At 60.2% G+C, this 23054-nt stretch carries 24 protein-coding genes; 12 read left to right on the top strand and 12 right to left on the bottom strand.

Translation table 11 applies throughout. From position 1 onward, the window contains the following. Window positions 1–10 precede the first annotated feature (10 nt). Window positions 11–487 carry a 4a-hydroxytetrahydrobiopterin dehydratase gene (locus GBCGDNIH1_RS16360; RefSeq protein WP_196768636.1) on the bottom strand — a complete coding sequence of 159 codons (477 nt, stop codon included), beginning with the start codon at window positions 485–487 and terminating at the stop codon, window positions 11–13. A gap of 93 nt (window positions 488–580) precedes the next feature. Between GBCGDNIH1_RS16360 and GBCGDNIH1_RS16355 the strand changes: the two genes are divergently transcribed. From GBCGDNIH1_RS16355 to fae, 7 genes are all read left to right on the top strand, one after another. Continuing rightward, window positions 581–1513: a beta-ribofuranosylaminobenzene 5'-phosphate synthase family protein gene (locus tag GBCGDNIH1_RS16355; protein WP_025319255.1), complete on the top strand. Its 933-nt coding sequence runs from the start codon at window positions 581–583 to the stop codon at window positions 1511–1513. A gap of 216 nt (window positions 1514–1729) precedes the next feature. Beyond that, the gene (locus GBCGDNIH1_RS16350; protein WP_011631482.1) at window positions 1730–2629 is read left to right on the top strand and encodes an NAD(P)-dependent methylenetetrahydromethanopterin dehydrogenase; all 900 of its coding nucleotides are present in this window, start codon (window positions 1730–1732) and stop codon (window positions 2627–2629) included. Between the two features lie 34 nt (window positions 2630–2663). Next, the gene (locus tag GBCGDNIH1_RS16345; RefSeq protein ID WP_011631481.1) at window positions 2664–3815 is read left to right on the top strand and encodes an ATP-grasp domain-containing protein; all 1152 of its coding nucleotides are present in this window, start codon (window positions 2664–2666) and stop codon (window positions 3813–3815) included. After that, window positions 3812–4783 carry a methenyltetrahydromethanopterin cyclohydrolase gene (gene mch, locus GBCGDNIH1_RS16340; protein ID WP_011631480.1) on the top strand — a complete coding sequence of 324 codons (972 nt, stop codon included), beginning with the start codon at window positions 3812–3814 and terminating at the stop codon, window positions 4781–4783. The genes GBCGDNIH1_RS16345 and mch overlap by 4 nt, the downstream gene beginning before the upstream one ends. A gap of 16 nt (window positions 4784–4799) precedes the next feature. Further along, window positions 4800–5705 carry an ATP-grasp domain-containing protein gene (locus GBCGDNIH1_RS16335; RefSeq protein ID WP_011631479.1) on the top strand — a complete coding sequence of 302 codons (906 nt, stop codon included), beginning with the start codon at window positions 4800–4802 and terminating at the stop codon, window positions 5703–5705. A 13-nt stretch (window positions 5706–5718) separates the two neighbouring features. Continuing rightward, window positions 5719–6567 carry a triphosphoribosyl-dephospho-CoA synthase gene (locus tag GBCGDNIH1_RS16330; RefSeq protein ID WP_011631478.1) on the top strand — a complete coding sequence of 283 codons (849 nt, stop codon included), beginning with the start codon at window positions 5719–5721 and terminating at the stop codon, window positions 6565–6567. A 121-nt stretch (window positions 6568–6688) separates the two neighbouring features. Then, on the top strand, window positions 6689–7198 hold the full coding sequence (fae, locus tag GBCGDNIH1_RS16325) for a formaldehyde-activating enzyme (RefSeq protein WP_011631477.1): 510 nt from the start codon (window positions 6689–6691) through the stop codon (window positions 7196–7198). Between the two features lie 91 nt (window positions 7199–7289). Here fae and GBCGDNIH1_RS16320 read toward each other — a convergent pair whose 3' ends face one another. Then, entirely contained in the window at window positions 7290–7985 is a 696-nt protein-coding gene (locus tag GBCGDNIH1_RS16320) for a HisA/HisF-related TIM barrel protein (RefSeq protein WP_011631476.1), read from the bottom strand. A 71-nt stretch (window positions 7986–8056) separates the two neighbouring features. Between GBCGDNIH1_RS16320 and GBCGDNIH1_RS16315 the strand changes: the two genes are divergently transcribed. Beyond that, window positions 8057–9055: a hydantoinase/oxoprolinase family protein gene (locus GBCGDNIH1_RS16315; protein WP_232449679.1), complete on the top strand. Its 999-nt coding sequence runs from the start codon at window positions 8057–8059 to the stop codon at window positions 9053–9055. A gap of 23 nt (window positions 9056–9078) precedes the next feature. Beyond that, window positions 9079–9480: a lysozyme inhibitor LprI family protein gene (locus GBCGDNIH1_RS16310; RefSeq protein WP_025319259.1), complete on the top strand. Its 402-nt coding sequence runs from the start codon at window positions 9079–9081 to the stop codon at window positions 9478–9480. Here the strand turns inward: GBCGDNIH1_RS16310 and GBCGDNIH1_RS16305 are convergent. Genes GBCGDNIH1_RS16305 through pabB form a run of 7 tightly spaced genes read right to left on the bottom strand, consistent with a single transcriptional unit; the run spans window position 9461 to window position 16849 of the window. Then, window positions 9461–10054, bottom strand: a complete 594-nt coding sequence (locus GBCGDNIH1_RS16305) for a DUF447 domain-containing protein (protein ID WP_011631473.1) — start codon at window positions 10052–10054, stop codon at window positions 9461–9463. The two genes, GBCGDNIH1_RS16310 and GBCGDNIH1_RS16305, sit on opposite strands and share 20 nt — an antisense overlap. Then, window positions 10051–11529, bottom strand: coding sequence for a DUF6513 domain-containing protein (locus GBCGDNIH1_RS16300; protein WP_011631472.1), 1479 nt, complete (start codon window positions 11527–11529; stop codon window positions 10051–10053). The genes GBCGDNIH1_RS16305 and GBCGDNIH1_RS16300 overlap by 4 nt, the downstream gene beginning before the upstream one ends. 9 nt (window positions 11530–11538) lie before the next feature. Then, on the bottom strand, window positions 11539–12135 hold the full coding sequence (locus tag GBCGDNIH1_RS16295; RefSeq protein ID WP_011631471.1) for a flavoprotein: 597 nt from the start codon (window positions 12133–12135) through the stop codon (window positions 11539–11541). Then, on the bottom strand, window positions 12132–12713 hold the full coding sequence (locus GBCGDNIH1_RS16290; protein ID WP_011631470.1) for an amino acid kinase family protein: 582 nt from the start codon (window positions 12711–12713) through the stop codon (window positions 12132–12134). Before GBCGDNIH1_RS16290 ends, GBCGDNIH1_RS16295 begins: the two co-directional genes overlap by 4 nt. Then, window positions 12710–13879: a (5-formylfuran-3-yl)methyl phosphate synthase gene (locus tag GBCGDNIH1_RS16285; RefSeq protein WP_198353682.1), complete on the bottom strand. Its 1170-nt coding sequence runs from the start codon at window positions 13877–13879 to the stop codon at window positions 12710–12712. The genes GBCGDNIH1_RS16290 and GBCGDNIH1_RS16285 overlap by 4 nt, the downstream gene beginning before the upstream one ends. A gap of 22 nt (window positions 13880–13901) precedes the next feature. After that, window positions 13902–14741, bottom strand: coding sequence for an aminotransferase class IV (locus GBCGDNIH1_RS16280; RefSeq protein ID WP_011631468.1), 840 nt, complete (start codon window positions 14739–14741; stop codon window positions 13902–13904). Then, window positions 14738–16849, bottom strand: coding sequence for an aminodeoxychorismate synthase component I (gene pabB / locus GBCGDNIH1_RS16275; RefSeq protein ID WP_217265684.1), 2112 nt, complete (start codon window positions 16847–16849; stop codon window positions 14738–14740). The genes GBCGDNIH1_RS16280 and pabB overlap by 4 nt, the downstream gene beginning before the upstream one ends. A 243-nt stretch (window positions 16850–17092) precedes the next feature. Between pabB and GBCGDNIH1_RS16270 the strand changes: the two genes are divergently transcribed. Next, window positions 17093–17857, top strand: a complete 765-nt coding sequence (locus tag GBCGDNIH1_RS16270; protein ID WP_011631466.1) for a tyrosine-protein phosphatase — start codon at window positions 17093–17095, stop codon at window positions 17855–17857. A gap of 14 nt (window positions 17858–17871) precedes the next feature. Next, window positions 17872–18735 (top strand): pantoate--beta-alanine ligase, encoded by an 864-nt coding sequence (panC, locus tag GBCGDNIH1_RS16265; RefSeq protein WP_011631465.1) that lies wholly within the window; start codon window positions 17872–17874, stop codon window positions 18733–18735. Between the two features lie 2 nt (window positions 18736–18737). On the opposite strand, the gene GBCGDNIH1_RS16260 is transcribed toward panC, so the two are convergent. The 3 genes from GBCGDNIH1_RS16260 to GBCGDNIH1_RS16245 all read right to left on the bottom strand — a co-directional run bounded on the left by GBCGDNIH1_RS16260 (window position 18738) and on the right by GBCGDNIH1_RS16245 (window position 22073). Continuing rightward, complete coding sequence (locus tag GBCGDNIH1_RS16260; RefSeq protein WP_025319264.1) at window positions 18738–20414, bottom strand: sensor histidine kinase; 1677 nt, start codon at window positions 20412–20414, stop codon at window positions 18738–18740. A gap of 383 nt (window positions 20415–20797) precedes the next feature. Further along, window positions 20798–21376 (bottom strand): sigma-70 family RNA polymerase sigma factor, encoded by a 579-nt coding sequence (locus tag GBCGDNIH1_RS16250; protein ID WP_025319265.1) that lies wholly within the window; start codon window positions 21374–21376, stop codon window positions 20798–20800. 118 nt (window positions 21377–21494) lie between these two features. After that, window positions 21495–22073 (bottom strand): sigma-70 family RNA polymerase sigma factor, encoded by a 579-nt coding sequence (locus tag GBCGDNIH1_RS16245; RefSeq protein ID WP_232449678.1) that lies wholly within the window; start codon window positions 22071–22073, stop codon window positions 21495–21497. Window positions 22074–22191: 118 nt separating this feature from the next. Between GBCGDNIH1_RS16245 and GBCGDNIH1_RS16240 the strand changes: the two genes are divergently transcribed. Next, the gene (locus GBCGDNIH1_RS16240) at window positions 22192–22935 is read left to right on the top strand and encodes a response regulator (protein ID WP_043452734.1); all 744 of its coding nucleotides are present in this window, start codon (window positions 22192–22194) and stop codon (window positions 22933–22935) included. Window positions 22936–23054 lie beyond the last annotated feature (119 nt).

Raw genomic sequence — 23054 nt, 5'->3', positions numbered from 1 at the left:
TCACAACGGTTCAGGTATCGTATTTCACATAAGCAAAACGCTGGTCACCGGATGGTGTCCCTTCCAGCGGGCCGTCATCCTTGCCCGGCTGCCATTGCACAACCTGTTCGATCATGCGAGCCAGCGCGAAATCTTTTTCAGTGATGCCCTTTGCAGTGTGGGTCTGCAAGCGCACCTCGACCCAGGCATAGGACGCCGTGATATCCGGATGATGCCACGCCGCTTCCGCCAGATGGCCGACCGTGTTGATGACCATCAGAGTCGCTTTCCAGCTTGCCGTCCGATAGGTCCTGCGAATCCAGCCATTCTCATATCGCCAATGAGAGAGGCCGTCCTGCAGGCGCTGCTGTATCTCGGCCTCTGCCAAGGCGGTTTCACGCGCCGTCATCGGCATCTCCCTCCGGTTAGCCTCGCCGCCCGTCAGACAGGCGCAGGAAAAGCGGGCGTGGTCTTGCCCCCCGCCCGGTGAAAGTGGAACATGCGTCATGCACGCTGTTCCGTCCATCCCATCCGATCCACGTCTTCGCTGCAAGACCGGTTTTATTCATTCCGATTATCACTCTTACGCCATTGCGAAACGATGACACGTTCAGTACGCGTTCGATGCGCGGCCAGACTGCATCTCGGTTTTCTCGATCTGCACGGCGGTCTTGGCAGACAGTTCGGCAGTATCGGACTGGCGCTGGATTCGCCCACAACAACGCTCAGCATTCAGCATGCCGATACCATGCATGTCGAAGGTCCGGAGCGGGATCGCATCATTCGATATCTCGATCAGCTGAATGTAAAATCCTCTTACACCATCAGGGTCGAAAGTGCGATTCCATCCCATTCGGGTCTCGGCTCCGGCACACAGCTTGCGCTTGCCCTGAGTGCAGCCCTGCGCAAAATCGAAAACCGTCCCTCCCATCCACGCGAAGATGCAGCGCTGCTGGATCGCGGTGCACGTTCCGGCATTGGCGTCGCCCTGTTCGAACAGGGTGGTTTCGTCATGGATGGTGGACGTGGTTCCAATACCGATGTGCCGCCGATGCTGCTGCGTATGCCGGTACCAGATGATTGGCGCTTCATCCTGATTCTGGATGACGATCAGTCAGGCCTCGCTGGATCGGCTGAACTGGCTGCGTTTGCCGACCTGCCCCCGATGACGGAAGAAGTCTCCGGGCAGATATGCCGCCAGGTCGCCATGGGGGTGTTGCCCGCGCTGGCGGAAGGCGCCATCGCACCCTTCGGAGCCGCCATCACCCAGGTACAGCGCCTGATCGGCGATTATTTCGCCCCCGCGCAGGGAGGACGCTTCGCCAGCCTACGCGTGGCCGAGGCGCTCGATCTATTGCATGGCTGGGGGGCCGCCGGCGTGGGACAAAGCTCCTGGGGACCGGCCGGTTTCGGCATCATACCGAATGAACAGGAGGCAGAGCGTCTGGCCGCCCTGCTGCGCGCACGGATGCCATCGCTGAAAGTCTCGGTGCAACGGGCGCTCAATCAGGGCGCACAGGTGGAAGCCACCTGACGCAATGCCACGGAAATGTCTCTGAATCGGAGATACCAATCTGGATTATTGACCATACCGATTTGCAGGACGATGCGGATCGGATAGAGGAATAACACCACCATCATCGCGCGCGGCTGGATATGTCTGTTCTCTGGTCCGTCACCATGATCCCGATCATGGTCCGCGCGAGCCGGGCGGATTGATCAAGACGCACGACACAGGAGAGCAGCTCTCATGGCTGACAAGACCATCCTGCACATGCTCACGCCACTGAAGCAGATGAGTCCGTTCGACGTGAACATGGCGCTGGATGCGGGGTTTGACGCCGTCATCCCGTATGTGGACGTCACCAACGACCAGGTGAACGGTCTGGTTCAGGACGCAATTTTTTCCCGCCCGCCGCGGCTCGGCCCGAAAACAGGGATTTTTATCGCCGGGCGTAATGCCGGTCAGGCGCTGGACTGGATCGACGAATCCAAAAAGGCATTGGTCCCCCCATTCGGCTGTTCGGTTTATGCCGATCCGGCAGGCTCCTTCACCACCGCCGCCGCAATGGTCGCCCATGTGGACACCATGCTGCGCAAGGAGTTCAACCAAACTTTGAAGGGGCTGAAGGTTGCCGTGTTCGGTGCGACGGGGGTGGTTGGCTACGCATCCGGGGTCATCGCCGCACTGGAAGGCGCGCATGTGATCCTCGCCGGGCATAACGGCGCCAAGCAGGTCAGCGAATCGGCCAGGGAAATGCAGGATCGCTTCGGTGTCACGGTCGAAGCCGTGGATGCCAGCACCGAGGAACTGAAAGGCGACCTGCTGAAGCGCGTCGATGTGGCGATGACCGCCGCAAAGGCCGGGGTGCAGGTCATCAGCTCCCTGCTGCTGAAAGACGCACCGCATCTGCTGGTCGTGGCGGACGTCAATGCCGTGCCGCCGCTGGGTGTAGCCGGGCTGGATGTGAATTCCGGCCGGGTCAAGCTGGGCGAAAAGACCATCGGCATCGGCGCGCTGGCCATCGGCCATACCAAGTACCGGGCACAGTTCGAACTGTTCAAAAAAATGCTGGAGAGCGACAAGATCGTCTCCTTCGACTTCCGCGACGCGTTTCATCTGGCGCGTGAGATCGCTTCCGCCAGCTGATCTGCGCAGAGCAGGGACTACCGGCAGCGCTGATATGGCAACAGAAGCAGCAAAACCGGGCAGTCCCGTTCTGATTATCGCCTTTTCCGGGCGGGCTCTCGCCTCTGCCGCCCGGCGGGAGGGATTGGTGCCGCTGGTGTGCGATCTGTTCGGTGACAGCGACACCATCGCTCTTGCCGAACAGCACACCCTTCTACCCTTCCGTCCGGATCACGGTATCGATGCGCATGCACTGGCTTGCATGCTGGATACGCTTTGTGCCGGAAAGACCCATCCGCTGATCTGGGGAAGCGGGTTCGAGGACCAGACCAGCGTCCTGGAAAGTCTGCAAAAGCACCATCCCTTGCAGGGCACACCTCCCCCCCGCATCGCCGATCTGAAAAATCCGCTTTTTCTGGCCACTCTGTGCCGGGAATACGCCGTTCCATTCCCTGCCATCAGCCTGTCTCCACCGCCGCGAGAAGCATTTACCGACCATTCCTGGCTGACCAAGCGAATCGGTGGTTCCGGCGGAAGCCATATCCACCCGGTGCGTGGCCCGGGCTCTGCCAAGCCTGGTCGCTACTACCAGCAACACGTCAAGGGCATACCGATCTCGGCTCTGATGCTGGGTCGCCCTATGCATGCACCACTGCTGATTGGATGGAGCCGGCAATGGACCGCCCCCTCCCCCTGCACACCGTTCCGTTTCGGTGGTGCGGCGCGTCTCACAGAGAGAGAGAATGGCCGCCTCTCCCCTGCTCTCCAGCACGCGGCGCTCGATCTGACGCGGGCCAGCGGGCTGGTCGGGCTGGGGAGCCTGGATTTTCTGGTTCACGAGGACGGTTTTCACCTGCTGGAAATCAATCCACGCCCCGGAGCTACGCTGGACGTGTTTCCGGAACAGCCACTCATCACCCTGCACATGCTGGCAAGCGGTGGGACGATCCCGGAGCCGGTCATTTCTCTCGCTTCGATGGCCGGATCACGCGCCTGTGCAGTGGCCTATGCACCCCGGTCAATCAAAATTCCCGAGGATTTTGTCTGGCCGGACTGGACGGCGGATCACTCGCGGACGCATACCCTCATCCCACGCGGCGCGCCTGTCTGCACGGTCCTGACCGAAGCGGCAGATGCCACCTCCGCCAAAGCACTGGCAGAGGATCGCACAAACGAGATTCTTCAGCGCCTGGAGACGTCATCATGAGCAACGCTTCCCCCGTCAGCGTCAATGCCCGCGCCTGGGCCTTGCTGCAGGACATGATCAACAATGCCGAGGAACTAAAAATCGGCGTATCCACCGGTTCTTTGGGCGAGACACTGATTGATGCCGGCTCCGCCGTGCCCGGCAGCATCGCCGCCGGTCTGCAACTGGCCCGCATCTGCATGGGCGGTCTCGGCACCGTCACGCTGCTGCCCGACCAGACTCTGGAGAACTGGCCGTTCAGCGTCTCCGTCGCGTCCTCCAACCCCGTTACCTCCTGCCTTGCCAGCCAGTATGCAGGGTGGAGCCTGCACCATAAGGACGAGAACGGCTCCTTCTTCGCGCTCGGCTCCGGCCCGGCCCGCGCCCTGGCACGGGGCGAAAAGCTGTTCGAGGAACTGACCTATCGCGATGAAAGCACCCATGCCGTGCTGGTGCTGGAAGCCGCCAAGCCGCCGCCGGCCGCCATTGTCGAGCGCGTGGCGCGGGAATGCCGCGTCGCCCCGGAAAATCTCGGCATCATCTATGCCCCAACGCAGAGCCTCGCCGGTTCCGTGCAGGTGGTGGGGCGCGTGCTGGAAGTCGCCCTGCACAAGACGCATGAGCTGCATTTCCCGCTGGAAAACGTCGTGGACGGCATTGCCTCCGCCCCGCTGCCGCCGCCGCACCCGGATTTCGTGACCGCCATGGGCCGCACCAACGATGCGATTATCTTCGCGGGCCGGGTGCATCTGTTCGTCAAAGGCTCCGCCGAGGAAGCCCGCAAGCTGGCCGAACAGCTGCCTGCCTCGACCTCCCGCGATTACGGCAAGCCGTTCAAGGACATCTTCGCAGCGGTGAAAGGCGATTTCTACAAGATCGACCCATCCCTGTTCAGCCCGGCGGAAGTGCTGGTGACGGCCATCGAGACCGGCGAGACCTTCCGCGCCGGTAAGCGCGATCAGGCCCTGCTGGACGCATCCTTCAACTGATCCCGAGCCTGCGACCGTGTCCCGGCCCGTAAATGGCTCCTCTCCCCTGATCGTCGTGTTCATCGACGATCAGGACTGGCATCTGCGTATGCTCCGCGCGGCTTTTTCCGCTGCGGGAGCCACGCTGCTGCCAGTACGTCTGAGCGATTGCGGGCTGGACACCACCCAGCCGTACGGGCTGCTGATCCCCGGGCTGGATGGCAGATTGCCGGATGGCGTGCTGGTGCGTGCAGTCGCGGGGGGCAGTTTCGAATCCGTGACCATCCGGCTGGGCGTACTGCATGCTCTGCACGCGATGGGGGTGCCGGTCTGGAATTCTGTCGGCGCGATTGAACGCTGCGTCGATAAATCCATGACCAGTTTCCTGCTGCAACATTCCGGGCTTCCCACTCCGCCAAGCTGGACCGTTCCCGGTCGCGATGCTGCCCTGGCCATCGCCCATCGGGAGCTGGTGCAGGAAAGACTGGTGCTGAAGCCCCTGTTCGGTTCTCAGGGCAAGGGCCTGACCATGATCGCCCGGGCAGAGGATCTGCCGCCGCCGGAGGAGGTCAACGACGTCTATTACCTGCAACGCTTTATCCCCGCTCATGGGCGTGGTTACGAGGATTACAGGCTGTTCGTCTGCGACGGAGAGGTGATCGCCGCCATGATCCGCCGGGCTGATGACTGGATCACCAATATCCGTCAGGGGGCCATCCCCTCTGCCCTGACCCCGGATGCGGATATGTGCGATCTGGCCCGGCGGGCTGCTCAGGCTGTTGGAGCCACCTATGCCGGGGTCGATCTGATCCGTGACCCGGACGGACAATATCTGGTGCTGGAGGTCAACAGCATGCCCGGCTGGCGTGGTTTGCAGCAGGTGGTTTCCTATCCCATCGCCGAGCAACTGGCCTCCCGGATGCTGGCCAGCCTGCGCCGTTGACGGTTTTTATGCCATGAACACCGCCTTTACCACCGAAGCCTTCGTCGATGCCTGTCTGGCAGAGCTGGAGGCCCCCAAGCCGGGCAATATCCATGTTTATGCGGATGGTCACGGCGCCACCATGGATGATTTCATCCGCAGCGCCCGTGCCGCCGCCCCCGCCCTGTGCCGCAGCGGTGCCAGCCTTGGCCCCCGCATCCGCGATGCCGCACAGGCAACATGGGACGCGGTGCAGCGGAACACCAATATCGGCATTCTGCTGCTCTGTGCCCCGCTCGCCATGGCGTTCGAGTCGGGGGAAGTTTCGTCCTCCGCCATACACGACATCATCGCGCGGACCGGTTTACAGGATACCAGAGCCATATTTCATGGAATCATCATCCTCTCCCCCGGCGGGCTGGGGGAAGCCGCCGAGCACGATGTACGCGCCCCCGCGACCGTGCCGATCCTGACCGCCATGCAAGCCGCCGCCGGGCATGACATGATCGCCCGGCAATGGAGCAGCGGATTTCAGGACATCTTTAACAAGGCCCTGCCCGTCTATACCGAGGCCAGAAAACGCTGGCCGGACCGCCAGTGGGCGGCTCTGGCGGTGTTCCTGCATTTCCTTTCGACCGGACCTGACAGCCATATTGTCCGCAATTTCGATGCAGAAACCGCCGAGACCACGCGCCAGCAGGCAGAAGCACTGAGCAACCGAATCGCCGCAGCCGCACATCCTCAGGCTCTGTTGACCGAAATTCTGGCCTTCGATTCCGCACTGAAAACCGCCGGGATTAACCCCGGCACCAGCGCAGACCTGACTGTGGCGACAATATTCGCCTATTCCCTCTCTGCGCACCTTGCGGGATCGCGCCGATAATGGTTGATATTCGCGCGCTTGCCGTGGTCCTCAAGGCCTCGGCGTTGCGGGTTTTCCTGATACTGCACCCGATGCGGTAATAGGAAAAGCCTATCCTGCCATTTATTCGGAGGAACACACCATGGCGGTCATCACGAAGACCCTGGTTGGCGAGTCACTGGTTGGCGACGGTAACGAAGTCGCTCACATCGATCTGATCATTGGCCCGCGCGGCAGCGCTGCCGAAACCGCGTTCGCAAACGCCCTCACCAACAACAAGGACGGCTTCTCCACCCTGCTCGCGGTGGTTGCACCGAACCTGATGGTGAAGCCGAACACAATCCTGTTCAACAAGGTCACCATCAAGGGCGCCAAGCAGGCCGTCCAGATGTTCGGCCCGGCCCAGCACGGCGTGGCTCTGGCAGTTGCCGAAGCCGTTGCCGAAGGCATCATCCCGGAAGCCGAAGCCGATGACCTGTTCATCTCCGTTGGCGTCTTCATCCACTGGCTGGCCGAAGACGACAAGAAGATCCAGGAATACAACTACAAGGCCACCAAGGAAGCCCTCGTCCGCGCCGTTCGCGGTGAGCCGAAGGCCTCTGAGGTCGTCTCTCAGTACAAGAGCGTGAAGCATCCGTTCGCCGCCAACTAATTGGCGCGCGCACTTTTGCGCACAGCGAAACGCCCGGCCTCTGGCCGGGCGTTTTTCGTTTCAGCCTTATTCGTTACAGCTTTCTGACACGTCAGATGCGTCGCAGATCATCCTGCGTGATAGTGCCGCCATGCAAGGCGGTTGCAACCAGTGCACCGCTGGCACCAGCCTGTTTCAACCGCTCCAGATCGGCGATATTGCGTACTCCGCCCGCTGCATAGACCCGTCGCGCACGGCCCGCACGCACCACAATCCCTTCCACACGGCTCAAATCCGGCCCAGTCTCCGACCCAACCCTCGCCAGCGTCATGGCAATCAGCCTGGTTGGCCAGAAAGCCACATCCTCCCACAGCCTCTGCGGTCCCTGAAACACATCCCCCCTGAAATCCAGTGACAGGCAGACACGTGACTCGCCTGTCAGAGACAACATGGCTTCCGTATCATTCTGCGACTCACTGCCCAGCACCAGACGATCATGCGTATGACGATCCAGCCAGTCGCGCGCGTCCTCAGCCCGCATGCCGGCATCAACCCAGACATCGAGATCCGGAAAATCCTGTCGCAGCGCCCGCAGGATCGGGGCAGCACTGCCCTGCCCCTCGATCGCGTCGAGATCGGCGATATAAAGCGAGCGGAATGGATGCAGCTTCAGCAGTCCGGCCACGACATCTCGCGGCGCGCTGCCCGCGCAAAGTGGTGTCTGAATAGGCCGGTACCGGTCGCGCTGGCCATGCCGGGCATGCACCACCTGTCCCTGCTTCAGATCAATGACGGGTATAATGTCCACGCCCCGATTATAGAGGAATTTCTGTCAATGCACACACGGGCTATAAATACCCGGACAGGATGGGGAACAACATGACGGTCATCGGGTGGGACATTGGGGGGGCCCATGTAAAGGCGGTGCGGCGTCAACAGGGGCAAATCGTGGTCGCCCATCAATATCCCTGCCCGCTCTGGCGTGGACTGGAGCATCTGGATGCCGCCATTGCACAGGCTCTGGCCGATCTCGGCGATGCGCCCTGCCATGCCGCCACCATGACGGGCGAGCTGGCAGATATTTTTTCTTCCCGTGCCGATGGTGTGGCTACCCTGTCAGCCCGGCTGGCGCAGTCTTTACCACGCCTGAAACTGTATGGCGGACGGGCCGGATGGATTCTGCCGGAACATGCAGGGCAGCACACGGACGATATCGCCTCCGCTAACTGGCATGCGAGCGCGAGCCTTGCCGCCCGCCATGTGCGGGACGGGCTGCTGATCGATATGGGGTCTACCACCACCGATCTGATCCTGCTGCGTGCCGGAAAGATCGCCGATATCGGCTACACCGATGCGGGACGGCTGGAGAGTGGGGAACTCGTCTATACCGGAATGGTGCGCACGCCCGTCATGGCCATCGCCAGCCATGCCCCGCTGAACGGCCGGATCACTGCCCTGACCGCCGAGTATTTCGCTACGGCTGCTGACATCTACCGGATTCTCGGATGGCTCGAAGAAGCCGCAGATCAATATCCCTCAGCGGATGGTGGGGCGAAAAGCTGCGAAGGCTCGCACCGGCGGCTGGCACGGATGGCGGGGGCGGATGCCGGGGATTTTTCCGACACCGCCATGCGCGGCTTTGCCGAGTGGCTGCACGAATCGCAACTGCGGCGGATTCAGGATGCAGCCATGTTGCTGTTATCCAACCGCGCCCTGCCTGCGGAGGCTCCGGTCATAGGGGCCGGTATCGGGATAAGAGTGCTGGAAAAGTTGGCGGCCCGGCTCGGGCGGCCCTTCCAGCGTTTCGGCAACCTGCCCGGACTGGGCGGCGATGGCAGCTTCGCGCCCGCCATCGCCGTTGCCATGCTGCTGACATGACGCAGAAACAGGACAAGTAGACTATGCGAACGATCCTTCTCGCCTCCTGCCTGACGGGCCTGCTTGTTGTAGTCTGCCGGACCGGTTTTGCTGCGGACTGCACCGATGGCAATCAGATGCAGCTCTCTCAATGCGCGGCACAGGCGGCTGCCAGTGCGGACAGGACGATGAACACGCTGTACCAGCAGCTTCTGAAAAAAATCGACCCTGACAGTCAGCAAAGGCTGCGAGCGGCTCAAAGGGCCTGGATTGCATATCGTGATCGGGAATGCCTGTTCCGCACCGGCGGAGGCCCCGACCAGGGCGGCAGCATCTGGCCGATGATCAATGCGCAATGCCTCCAGACCCTCACGGAAAGCCGCAATCACGATCTGGCTGCACAATTGAAATGCCAGAGCTGGGATCTCAGTTGTCCCGCAAACTGACAGCAGGCATTGATACGCCAATGTCCGGGTGAACGGCGCGGATTTTCTCCAGCAGCCATTCCCACGCCTCCTGCTCTCTTGGGCCGGCGGTCTTGGTGATGGCGATGCTGAGATAATCGACCTCCGCCCGCACCTTGTCCACGGGCAGCATATGCAGGCGGCTGGCGAGAATGGCGGCCTCGATCACCGCGGACTGGGCACGGTTGAATCCCGGAAACGGCGCATGGGTCTGGACAGTCTTCACCCGACAGCGGAAACGGGGGCGCAAATCGTCTTCCTCCACCCCGATGACCTCCAGCTCCTCATGGGCCAGAGCCGATGCGAGACGGGGCGGTGCCACAGACACGGAAGGAGCCAGTGGCCAATTACGTCGACCCGTGAGGCAGCCTGCGAAAACACGGACATCGTCGGTATGGCTGGCCGTCGCCTGTCCCCGCGCGCGCAGATTGGCAAGCGTGGTGGATGGATGAAACGGCGCCACGATCCAGTCACTGCCATCACGGATCAGCCCGAGCGGAGCCAGATGCGGCACACCATCCACCGACAGAGTCGTCACAATCGTTTCACGAATCATGGAATGTCATCCTGCCCGGTCGGCGGGGAAGCATCTGGTGCCGTGTCGGATGCACGTTTCCGCTCTTCCCTCTCCTGCTTCGATTTCAGCGTATGCCCGGCATCCGCAAGACGCGTGCGATCCGTGGCTGCCCCCGGACGCACGGCACAGCCCCAATCCAGTGGCTCGTCCTGCGTGTATCGTTTGCCGAGGGCGTAGGCGATTTCCGCCTTCATCAATTCAGCGCCGAGATAAAATCCATGCGCGCCATCCTGCTCTACCCCAAGATGGGGGAAGAAAGGAAAAGCCGTGTCCGAAACCTGATGCAATGCGCCGTTAAAAACGTGAATACCGTCTTCCGCCACGGCAATCCGGAAATTGGAATCGCGTATTTCACTGGCAAGACCGGCAATGTCTTCCGATGACTGCGCATAAGGCCAGCGATCATGAACATGCAGCAAGGCACTGGTATAATTGCGTGGCAACTCCGCATGGGCACGGGCTGCGAACATCATACGGCGCGCGACATCATGTTCCGCTACCGTGCGACGTGTATGCGGGCTGACATGCACGATCAGCACATTACGAATACGCAGCTCGGTGCAGATGCCGACCAGAGTGGCCGTGATGCCGGATGTATCGGCATCGGTCAGCTCGGTCAGATTACCGGTGCCCATCATGATTTCAGCCTTCGGCAGCATTTCCCTGATCCGCACATACCGCATCAGTGAATCCGTAAAGCCGAAATTGATCGGATCGAGCACCGGATCCAGCATATAGTCGATGCCCTTGGCATCCGCTTTTCTGGCCGCCCGGACCAAACTGTCGAGATCACCATGTGGTTTGGACAGCAGCACAGGCACCGCCGCAGTGCCATCAACCACATCCAGCGTATCTTCATTCAGGCTCAGCAGAAAATCCGCTCCAGCCAGCGCGCCACGCCGCAATTCCTCAGGATCGCCGCTATCCACGCTGACCTTGAAACCAGCTTGTTTCAAGGCACGGATCTGGTCTTCCAGATGCGCGAAATGACGTCCCGGCTTACAGCCGACATCAATGACATCCGCCCCATCCGCGGCAAGCCAGCGCGCCCGCTCGACAATCGCATCCGGGGAAAGATCAATCGCCGTGACGATCTCCGCGAAAATTCTCAGATCATGCTTGGATAAATCAGGAGGACCACCTTTCCGTCCCAGAAAACGGGGAAGATCGGCCAGTTCCTCCGGCCCCCGTTCGAAATGCACCCCGAAATGGGCCTGCATTTCATCCGGATCGATCCCGGCCCGGCCAGGAAAGATAACCCGATCTGCCTGTATCGGCGTTTTCAGACGACGCTGCACGATGGCTCCGGTCATCAATGCCGCGACCTTCACACCGACATTGGCCACCTCCCAGGTAAAAGGGGTCTGCCCCAGCCCTTGCAGCACATCGCGCAATCTGGCTTCCGCCAGATGCCCGGTCAAAAAAACGATGTGTTCGGCAGAGGCATCGGCCATGGCGCTGATTTACCGGGATTGAGCGAACGCGCTACGGCGACCGTCAATCGCGGCCTGCAAATCCTCATATGTTTCGACAACAGTCGTCGCTTCGAAATCACGCAGGCGTTCGGTGTTCTGAAGATCAATCCGGCGCGGATAGACTTTCACCATGCCGGACGGAGCTTCCGTATCCATTTCCGGTGCGGTATCGCAAGCGAAGACGATGGTGGGCACACGGCATTTTCCCGCCTGCGCAAACACGTTGGTGGCCAGATTGTCCGAGATTCCAACCACGCATTTTGCAACCGTATTCGATGTTGCCGGCGCGACGACCAAGGTATGATAAACACCGAAATAAAAGTTACCGACCGGCGCCGCACTGGCAGTCGTATCACGAAAAATACGGACATTGTCTGGCAGTTTGAGATCTTTGTGGTACATCCTGACCACTTCCGCCGCCGCTTTACTGACGAACAGATCGACATGATCCAGACTGCGGATCAAATCCAGACATTCGGTGAAATAATGCCCTGATCCGGTCAGGGCCCAGCCCCAGCGCGGTTTGACGATATGGCGGCTTTCCTCAGCCAGCGCGTCCATTTCTTCCTTGAGCGATCCGCTCATACCACGACCCTTTCATGTCCTGGCGGATGGGCTGCATCCAGCCCGGAGACGGGAATATCTTCCGGCCCGGCGATCAGCACCCGCCCCCGATAGCGCACGCGCATCGCCTGAAAAGCAGGATCCACGCTCCCCGCCGAATCTCGCTTGATAATCAGTACAACCTCGGCCCCAAGCCGGGTTGCCAGCCAGATGGCAAGGCTGTCCGAGGTCACATCCCATGTTTCCTGAATGTCCGGAGCACCACGCAGCATCGCCGCCGGCATCCAGACTGGGACCAGACCATCGCCAAGCGCCGTTTCAATCTCCGTCATGGAAGCCGCCGGAACGAGGCGGGCTTCCTGCCCGGCTTCACTACCGCACAATGCCAGACCAAACTGGGCCATCGCCAGCAGCGCCATTTCATGCGCTGCCGCGTCGTGAAAGCCAATCACGGGTTGCATCGCCCGCACAGTATCCGCAAAAGGCCCGCCCCCCGGCACCAGCACGATCCGCCCGGCACCACGGCCAATCGCCAGCAACCAATCCCGTCGCAAATGCGTATCCGCATGGCTGCCGCCGAGTTTGACGACCAGCGTCATCCGGCGGCACCACCATAGGCAAACAGCGCATCCGCCGCAGCACTGTAAGCCGTTTCGCGGGTGCGCTCGATGGTCACGCCAACGATGCCGGTGCCGACTTCCAGCTTCTCGACCGTGACGGTAGCCTTCATCACACGCGGGTGCACGATCACGAAAGCAGCGATACGCTCGGCCAGCGTTTCCACCAACCCGACATGACCATGTTCCACCAGCATGGCGATGCCATCGGTGATAACGTCATACGAAAACACATTCTGCATATCGTCGGTCTGGTAACGCGGATGCGCAACCAGAACCTCCACCGTGAAGCGGACTTTCTGCGGTTTCTCCCGCTCTCGCTCATAGGTACCGATGCGCACCGGCAGCACCAGATCGCGCACGAAAATACGATCCGCCAGCGACATGTCGCCTTGCGGATCAGGCGTGTAACCACGGGTCGCCAGCACGCGGTAATCAACCACCCCGGCCCCATTCGGCTCGGCCACGCGCGGGATCAGCGCCCGCACCGTACGCACACGCTCCAGCGTCACGGCGCCAGCACGGGCACCCTCCGTCAAGGCACGGCGGAAACCGAGAAAAGCAGGGGCCAGCAGCAGCAGGCGTGGCACATCCGGCTCTTCCAGCGATCCGGCCAGACCTGGCTCCAGCCCGATCCTGCGGCAGGCGCGGGTGAAATCCAGCAACGCCGGGGCCTTCATATGGCTGAGCAAACCACCCGCGCCCTTATCAGCGGTATCGAGCATCGCGCCATAAAAACCGGCGCCTTTCAGGGTGGGCAGAATGGCCAGATCGGGTTTCCGGTCAGCAAACAGCACCGCAACCAGCCTCACCCGACCGGAAAGAGGGGCCAGCGCGTCCAGCACCTTCTGGGGATCACCCTCGAAAAAGCCGATTTTGACATAGTGAACACCCGCCTCAACCATGGCTTCGGCAGCCTGAACGATCAGCGCCGGGTCCATCGGCAGATCGCCCGTCACGGCGCTGACCTTGTGACCGGAATGGTTATGCGCAGCATCCCAACGGGCCACCGCATCGACCGTGTGCCGCACCACATCCGGCGAAACAGCCCCCAGCGCCCCGATGGATGGGTCTTTCAGATCAATAATATCAGCACCGCCGGCAAGCGCGACTTCCGCTTCTTCTGGCCCGGTGACGCTGGTCAGCATGCGTGTCATCCGCGCCTCCCGCTCAATTCATGCATCGGTAAAGGAGGTCCGTATCGAAGGGAAGCTCCGTCGCCAAGAGGCTTTCACCGTTTCCATCCATTATGGAGGCCGCCATCGTGCATCCCAGACTGTTCACGATCAGCAGCCGGGAGGCATGGCGAAGCGTCTCCACGGACACGCTTTCCTCCCGGGCTTTCAGCAGCGGGATCAAGCGGGCACGGGTCAGACCGGGAAGGATTCCGCACTCCAGCGCGGGCGTGACCCATGCGCCATTCTCAAGCCCGAGGAACACGTTCCCGGCCGCGGCACAGGCTACGTCTCCTCTGGTATTGAGCAGCACGGCATCCTGAGCGCCCCGACGCTCCGCCTCCTGCCGGGCCAGAATGGCATCACCATACGCAAGCGATTTGATGCGGGAGAGCGGCGAATCAGCATTCCGCCGGGTTACCGCACACACCGTCACCCGGACAGAGGACAGGATCAGCGTATCAGCGGCTTTGGCGGCAATGGTGGCATAAAGAACCGGGCAAACCGGCTCCCCCGGCGGCCAGATACCACGTTTTGCAGCCTCCCCCCGCGTCAGGGTCAAACGCAGCGCGGCATCCGTCAGCCCGGCCGCTTTGGCCAGAGCGATCAGGCCGGAGCGCATCGCCTCATCCTCCATCGGCACCGGGATGGACAGCACCTGCGCCCCTTCCCGCAGGCGGCGCAGGTGGTCGGCAACCCAGATCAGACGGCCATGCCTCATCAGAATGGTCTCGAACACGCCATCGCCCAGCATCGCGCCACGATCCATCGGCGAAAGTCCGGCTTCGGAGAGCGGCAGAACCTGCCCGTTGATCCAGCAGAGGGGCTGCGTCATCGCGTACGCTCTTTCAGAATACAGCGTTCCTCGCTCCAGCCTCCGGTTGCGGCAGTGACGATGGCGCGCATCGGTGCCTGCGCCTTCAGCAGCATCTCCGCATGTTCTCGCTCCGGCACGGATTGGGCGACGATCCCGCCCCCCACGCCAATAGACAGGCGATCCCCCTGCATCACGATAGTACGGATGACGATGCTGAGATCAGCCGCTCCGTCATCACCGATCCACCCCAGGGCACCGGAGTAAATCCCACGCGGGCGCTGCTCCAGACGGTCTATCAGATCGAGCGTGCGATGTTTCGGACAACCGGTCATCGACCCGCCGGGGAAAGTCGCCCGGATCAGCCCGGCAATACCTTCTCCCGGTCGCAAACATCCGCGCACCGTGCTGACCAGTTGATGCACCGTGGCATAAGTCTCGATCGCGCACAGCGCCGGTACCGTCACACTGCCCGGTATACAGACGCGGGAAAGGTCGTTGCGCAGCAAATCCACAATCATGGTGTTTTCAGCACGTTCCTTCACATTGTCCCGCAATGCCTCGGCCAGCGCCGCATCATGAGCCGGGGTAGTGCCGCGGGGGGCTGTTCCCTTGATCGGTTTGGTCTCGACACCACCATGGCGATCCACTTGCAGAAACCGCTCGGGGGAAGCACTCAGCACCGCTCCGCCGGGCCATTTCAGATAGGCCGCGTAAGGGGCCGCATTCTGCCGCCGCACGATGCGGTACAGGGTCAGCGGATCAAGCTGAAGCTGGCAGCTGATCTCATTGGTCAGACAGACCTGATAGGTCTCACCCTGCCTGATCCATTCCAGACACTGCGCGACATCCGAAAGATAGGTGTTGCGCCCGCGATCCGCCGTGAAAACAACAGACGAGGCCTCTCCTGTCTCCGGCGGTGACGGGGCAGTCATCTGCACCAGGGCCTGACGGGTTTGTTCGATCCAGCCCTCATCTCCGGCAGGGGCAATCAGCCAGGTCTGGCCAGTCTGGTGATCCACCGCGATCAGTCGCTCCACCCGCATCAGCAGCGCATCCGGTGTCGGGGAAGCACGATGCACCGGGCCCCCGACTGCCTGCGCGAATTCATAGCCGAACCAGCCGACATAACCGCCGCGGAACGGCACCGGAAGCTCTGTTCGCTCCGCCCTATGGGGAACCAGGCTGGCCAGCGCCTCAAGAATATCCCGCGCCTGCTCTGGGTGATGAAATGCATCACAGCCAAGCGCACTTTCCGCTTCCCCCAGATAGGACCAGCGCGAACGGCTGCGCTCGCTCAAGGCTCCATCAAGCCAGAAGGCATGGGGTGAAGCCCCGAACAAGGTCAGAAACGCAGCCTCGGTATCAATTTCTACTGGCAGGCACAGGCTGATGACCCGGCTGGTATGGCTAAATTCCGACACTGGAAAAGCCATGGGTTCCGGCTCCTCCGCCACAGGCGGCTGAAATACCGGACGGTGCGAGCGTGCCGCCAGCGCCAGATCCCTGAAATTCGCAACCAGTCTCTCCCCATCCGGGGTCAGGATAGATTCAGGGTGAAACTGAACGCCCCAGACCGGTGCTGAGCGGGCGGCAAGCCCCATCACCAGATGATCCGGAACGGTCCAGGCTGTTTCTTCCAACCCCTGTGGCAGCGGGCGGCGTGCAATCAGCGAGTGGTAGCGCCCGACCGGAAACGGATTGGGCAGACCGGCAAACAGGCCGCTCCCCGTATGATGCACCAACGAGACCTTGCCATGCACCGGCTCCGGCCCGGCTGCCACTTCCGCCCCGGCAAGGGCGGCGATGCCCTGATGACCGAGGCAGATACCCAGCAGAGGCCATGCCCCGCTGCGGATCACATCCGCGGAAACGCCGAAATCACCGTCCCGGCCCGGGTGGCCCGGCCCCGGCCCGATGACCACAGCATCGAAACCCTGCCGGCGCAGATCACGCCACAGCGCACCATCCCACGCGCCCGCATCGTTGCGTACGATCACGGGTTCCTGCCCGGTCACACGGGCAAACAGATGGAGAATATTATGGGTAAATGAGTCGTAATTATCGACGATGAGCGTCCTCATCGCGGGCCGCTCCAGTGCCAGACGGTCGCTTTGCGTGAAACTCAACCCTTCCGCGCGTTTCAGACACGGCAGGGCCGGGTTGTCCCTATCATGACAGAATGCCGCCGTCACCCCGGAAGATTAAGGCCGGTGATGAACTCCATCCCCGCGTCCCACGCCACCCTGCCCTGCCCCGATCCGGGCGTAAGCCTGCCCCGCGTCATGCGGTCTGGCATTTCCTTTGGCGATCCGTAGCTTCAGGTTTCGGGTTTTCCGGATATCCCACGCCGGAAACAGCAGGAGGGCCGAATGTACGCACATCAACAGGTCGGCACACTTCCGCGTCAGGTAAGCGTGGAAGCAGCCCATAATTTTCGCGATCTGGGAGGATGGTCGACCCGTCTGGGCGGGAAGGTTCGTTTCGGACGCGTATTCCGCTCAGCCGCCATTCCCGCCGATCGGGACAACATTGCCCCCGAGATCGCGGCACTGAACCTGAAAGCCGTCTGCGACTTCCGGAGCGAGAGTGAAAGCGCGGTGTCCGATTCGGTTTTTACGCACCTTCCAGGCGTTACCGTTCATCGTCTGCCCATCAACCCGGCCGTCGGCGGCTCCATTATCGAGCTGCTGACGCGCGGGGCGCAGACAGGCGAGGATATCAGCCACCTTCTGCGCCGGGCCTATATCGCCTACGCGCTGGAATGGGGACCGAGCTATCGCGGCATGTTCGACCTGCTGTTGCAGAATGATATTCCCCTGCTGCTTCACTGCAGCATCGGCAAGGACCGCACAGGCTTCGGCGCCGCGCTGATCCTCCGCGCAGTCGGGGTCCGCTGGGACGATATTCTGGAAGATTACCTCGCCACCAACCAGCTATGGGAACCGGACCAGCAATTACTGGACCGTGTTCCACGCCATGCCCGCGCCACCCTCCTCAACGCTCATGAAGAGATGCTGCACGCGGCTTTCGAGGCCATTCGTCTGGAATATGGCTCTATCGAACGGTATTTCGAGCGTGCGCTGGGCCTGACCGCCCTCAGCCGCGAAAAACTCTGCGATCTTCTGGTTTCCTGACCGATCACAAGCACATGCATCTTGCCCGCACCCTGCCCACCTTGCAGCAGGCTGTCCATCAGTTGCGCCATGCCGGAAAGCGCATCGCCTTCGTGCCGACCATGGGGGCGCTCCATGAAGGCCATCAATCACTGGTCCGGGCCGCAATCGCGCAGGATTATGCGGTCGTCACATCCGTCTTTGTAAATCCGACACAGTTCGGGCCCTCAGAGGATCTGGCACGCTATCCTCGCGATGAGAAAGGCGATATCGCCATACTCGAACGCACGGGCTGCTCCATTGCCTGGCTGCCGGATGTGGACACCATGTACCCGCCCGGAGATGCGACCGGCTTTGTCATGGGCGGTCCTGCTCTGGGGTGGGAAGGCGCCAGACGTCCCGGTCATTTCAACGGGGTCGCGCAGGTTGTCGCGAAGCTGTTCGGTCAGGTGCGCCCGGATGCCGCTTTTTTCGGCGAAAAAGACTGGCAGCAATTACAGGTGATCCGTCGCCTGACGGCTGATCTTCTGCTGCCGGTTGCAATCCATGGCGTGCCGACACAACGGGAAGAAGACGGGCTGGCCATGTCATCGCGCAATCGCTTTCTCTCTCCTGAGGAACGCGCAATTGCCCCCTTGCTGTTCAGGACATTGTTGCAGGCCGGGCATGCCTTATCCTCCTCCCCTGATGCAGAGGAAATCTGCAAGAACGCAATTGCGGCGTTGAACGGACAGGGCTTCGATGTCGATTATTTTGCTCTGATCGAGGGCAGCTCCCTCTCTTCCATCGCCATTTTGCCGGAGGGAGATGACTGGCGGCTGATCACCGCTGCGCGTCTTGGTTCCGTCCGTCTGCTGGACAATCTCGGGCGGGCTGAGCTGGCGCGCTTCAGGGCTTAGCCTTAGCTCTCATCATCCTCTACCGATAGATCAGCCTCCTCCGAGGCAGAGTATCTGCGCCCGTGATTGCGTAGCCTGACCCGCAACTCATAGCGTGTGCCGCCCTCTGCCGAGACATCCAGAGCAGCACCAAGCTGACGGGAAAAGCCCTTTATCAACTGCCGTCCCAGCCCATCACGCATATCTGCCTCCACTTTGACGGGCGCAGTGTTGAGGCCGACCCCATCATCCTGAATGACCAGACAGACATCGTCATTCTCGACTGTCAGACGCACCAGAACGCTCCCTTTCCGCTGGTCAGGAAAAGCATATTTGACGGCATTGCTGACGACTTCAGTGACAATCAGGGCCAAAGGCACAGCCTGGTCACTGGTCATACGCACCTCCGGCGCCTCGATATGCAGGTTGATGCGCTCACCCGGCACTTCCCCGAATGCCTGAAACAGCTGCTCACACAACTCATTCAGGAAGCTGCGCATATTGATCGCCTGTAATTCTCCCTGCGTATAAAGATGCCGGTGTAACGTCGCGAGCGCCCGCACGCGATCACGCGCCGATTGAAACTCCGCCTTCGCCTGAGGCAGGCGAATGCGGGATGACTGGAGATTAAGCAGGGAGGCAATGATTTGCAGGTTATTTTTGACCCGATGATGAATTTCCATCATCAGCAATTCTTGCTGTTTATGAACTGTGGTCAGCTCATTTTCCCTTTGTCTGACGGCAATAACCGCCTGATCAAATGTGTCAGACAAGGCACGAAGCTCAGAAGGAAGCGGCAGATCTTTGCTGACATCCTCGATATCCATGGTGCGCCACTGCATCACGCGATGCGTGAACCGTCGCAGGGGTCTGGTAACGCTCAGATCGGTGGCGATCCAGACAGCCAGCAGACCGCACAGCACCAGCAGCAGAAATTCTCCCACCCGTGATATGAAAACCCGGTAGGCGGCGAAATGATTTCTTCCCTCTGACAGACCCAGCAGAAAACCAGTTTGATCTGTCAACGCAACATACCCGTATGCGGAATGTTCCCCACTACGCGACATATCGGAAAAGACAGTGTTCTGTCTGTCATGCAACGAAAGCAGCGGCACAGATCGGGGAAGACCATTTTCAATGTCCCCCGCCACCCCTTTACCTTTGTCGATCAACCAGACATGGGAATCTGCAAATTTGGGAGCAATGTGCAAACGCATATCGCTCAAAAGCCATGGACCGACATTCTGGCCGGAAAGAGCATACCGGATGATGACATGCCATTCGGGCGCATTTTGCGGGGAATTTTTTTCCTCATAAGCCGGCAAAGACTTATCTTTGATCATCCCATCAAGCAGGCTCTGTGATGGAGCGGGCTGATCTTCTGTGACACTGTCACATAAATTACCCCGACCCGGCTGAAAAACAGCCAGCCAGAGAATGCTTCCTTTTTTCAAGGCTTGGACGGTCTCAAGTAAGGTAGAGCAGGCAATATCGTGCTGCACGAACTCCAGCACCGCGGGAGACAAGGTTTTCAAAACCTCCTGCGTGCCGTTTATCTGGCGAAGAAAAGAGTGCTGATATTCGGTAACAGTATCCAGAGCGGCTAATTCAGCATGATAAGAAGAATGCCGGTAATTCGACCATTCAATAGAGACCGCACGTACAAAAACAGGAGCAACAGCGAGCAGAACAAGCCCCATGAGACGGATTCTGAAAGAACCCCTCATCGACAGCCATAATCTTCCAAAAGAAAACAGATGAGGCTGGCCGGCTGCCGAACATGCCTTATTTTGCACGATCCTTCTCGATCAGACGCAGCAACTCCTCCGGTATTGGTTCTTTTGCGATATCGTCAAAAATCTGATGCAGACTACGCTGGAGCCAAAGATCAAAGGCCCCATCGGTCTTCGCGGAACCGGATTCTGATGCAGGCCTGTCATCCTTCCGCTTTTTCATCGACACGATATTTCTTGGTTTATGCGGCTGGCAATGATTACCGACCAGCCTATCGGCTGGGATCAGCATACTGCACTGGCATGGACTTAGCCAATGGGCATCAACCTTCTGGTTGATGCCCGGCCGTTCATTGTGCCTGTAAACCACGCAAATCATGTTGTGCAGTAGCCGCCTTCTTCGTCGCAATACGGGATACTTTCCCGTCGCGGGCGGCTTCGGAGCGGTCTTCACCCATCAGCCAGGCCTCCAGCTGACGGCGCGCCCGGAAAACGCGGCTTTTAGCAGTCCCCACAGCGCAACCGGTTGCCTCGGCGAGGTCTTCATAGCTCATGCCGTGGATGACGACCATGACGAGCGCCTCACGCTGATCAACCGGAAGGCGCTCCATTGCCTTGCCAAGTTCCTTCAGCGCCAGACGGTCCTCATGGGCTGCGTCTGTTGCAAAAAATGATGCCGGCACGTCATCAATATCCGTGATATCGCGGCGTTTGCGGAGATTGGAAATAAATCGGTTGCGCAAGATTCGATGCATCCAGGCTGCAAAATTGGTTCCTGGAACGAAGCTCTCGCTGGCGGACAGTGCATTGCAAACCGCATCCTGCACCAGATCCTCAGCCACTGCCCGATTCCTGGTCAGAAACAGTGCCTGAACCCGCAGTTTCGGCAGAATAGCTATCACTTGATCGTGGAAGCTCTCGGTCGCCATAGGGTTTTTCCTTCTGTCTTCATGAGGACAATGAAGCAGGAGAAAAAAGGTTACATCGGCCGATACCAAAAAAATCCCGACCGCCTCTTTTTATTTTTAAAGTATATTTTTCAATAACTTAATCATTCTCACTGACCCCATATTCTGCCGCCTGGCTCAAAATCCGCCGGGCACGAGAGACGCGGACCTTCATGGCCCCGGCCGAAACTCCACAGATTCTGGCAGCCTCCTCATACTCCATTCCATGGGCCCCGATCAGCATCAATGCTTCCCGCAGCAGTGGTGATAACGACCAGATCAGCTTTTCGATATCTTTCAGATCCTGACGCTGATCCTGTTCCGTTATATGGAAGGCAACGCCCATGCTCTCTCCGGCCTGCCCGACATCTTCCAGCACCCTGCGCTCTGTCCTGAGGTGGCGGGCCTGCTCATAAAAAACATTCCGCAGAATAGTGAAAATCCATGCTCTCAGGCTGGTATCAGGCTGAAACTGATCAAGCGCACCCAGCGCCCGCAGAACGGCATCCTGCACCAGATCATCCGCGGCATGACGGTCCCTGGCCAGAAACCGCGCATAGCCACGCAACTCCGGCAACAAAGTTGCTATTTGCACGCGGAGTTCAGCCGCGCCATGCTGTTGGTCAGCATCCGACAGCGACGCCTGATTCTCCTCCCCCGGTCCCGGAGCAGGTTTCACGGCACGCGAATGAGAAGCGGATGATAAAGGAGAACCCGCGTGACGCGGTTGTCGTGTCATGGGGGCACAGTAACAGCGGCGCGCGCATGCGCAAGCGCAGAGCCAAGGAATGATACGGATGCAGAGCCTGTCCCGCGATGAATTGCTTCAAGCCCTGCCCTATGCACGCCGTTACGCCAGAGCGCTGGCCGGAAATCAGGAAAAAGGCGATGCCCTTGTTGCCTCCAGCCTGCGGCAGGCATTGACCGCTGCAGAGTCGCGTTATCCACAGGATAATGCCCGTTTCGGGCTGTATCATTGGGTCACACAGCAGTTTTCTGCCGAAGCCCCATCAGATCATGGGCCGCTTTCGATCCAGCAGCGGCAGAGTCTTCTTCTTTCCCATCTGGAGGAAGTTCCGGTGGAGGCGATCGGACCGATTATGGGCCTGAGCAAGGATCAGGCGGCCTCCCTGTTGGCGGATGCGCGCAGCAATCTGCGTAATGCCGCTTCGGCCAATGTTTTGATTATCGAGGATGAGCCGATTATCGCGATGGATATTGAAGAGCTGGTGCAAAGCTGCGGCCATCATGTCGTCGGGCTGGCAGCCTCGGAGCAGGAAGCCGTGGAGATGGCCCTGAAACACCGTCCCGGCCTGATTCTGGCCGATATCAACCTTGGCAAGGGTGGAGATGGCATGCAGGCTGTCTCCCGTATTCTGGCGCACCATCAGGCACCGGTGATTTTCGTGACGGCCTATCCGGAGCGTCTGTTGACCGGGGAGCATACGGAACCGGCTTTTGTCATCACCAAACCTTTCGAACCGATGACACTCGCCATTACGACCTATCAGGCAGTGACAGGTGGTGTATCATTGGGGTGAAGGCATGCCTGCGGGTCAATAAGCACGGTGCCTTCCCCCCTACTTGAGCTTCCGGTGAGGAACCCATTCCGCTGCGAGGCGCTTTCTGGGGAGAAGTGTCGACAGGATCGACGTCCCTC

Origin of the sequence: Granulibacter bethesdensis CGDNIH1 (assembly GCF_000014285.2) — a bacterium.
Lineage (GTDB): Bacteria > Pseudomonadota > Alphaproteobacteria > Acetobacterales > Acetobacteraceae > Granulibacter > Granulibacter bethesdensis.
Note: the sequence above shows the minus strand (reverse complement) of the source record. Positions and strands in the feature narration are given on the sequence as shown.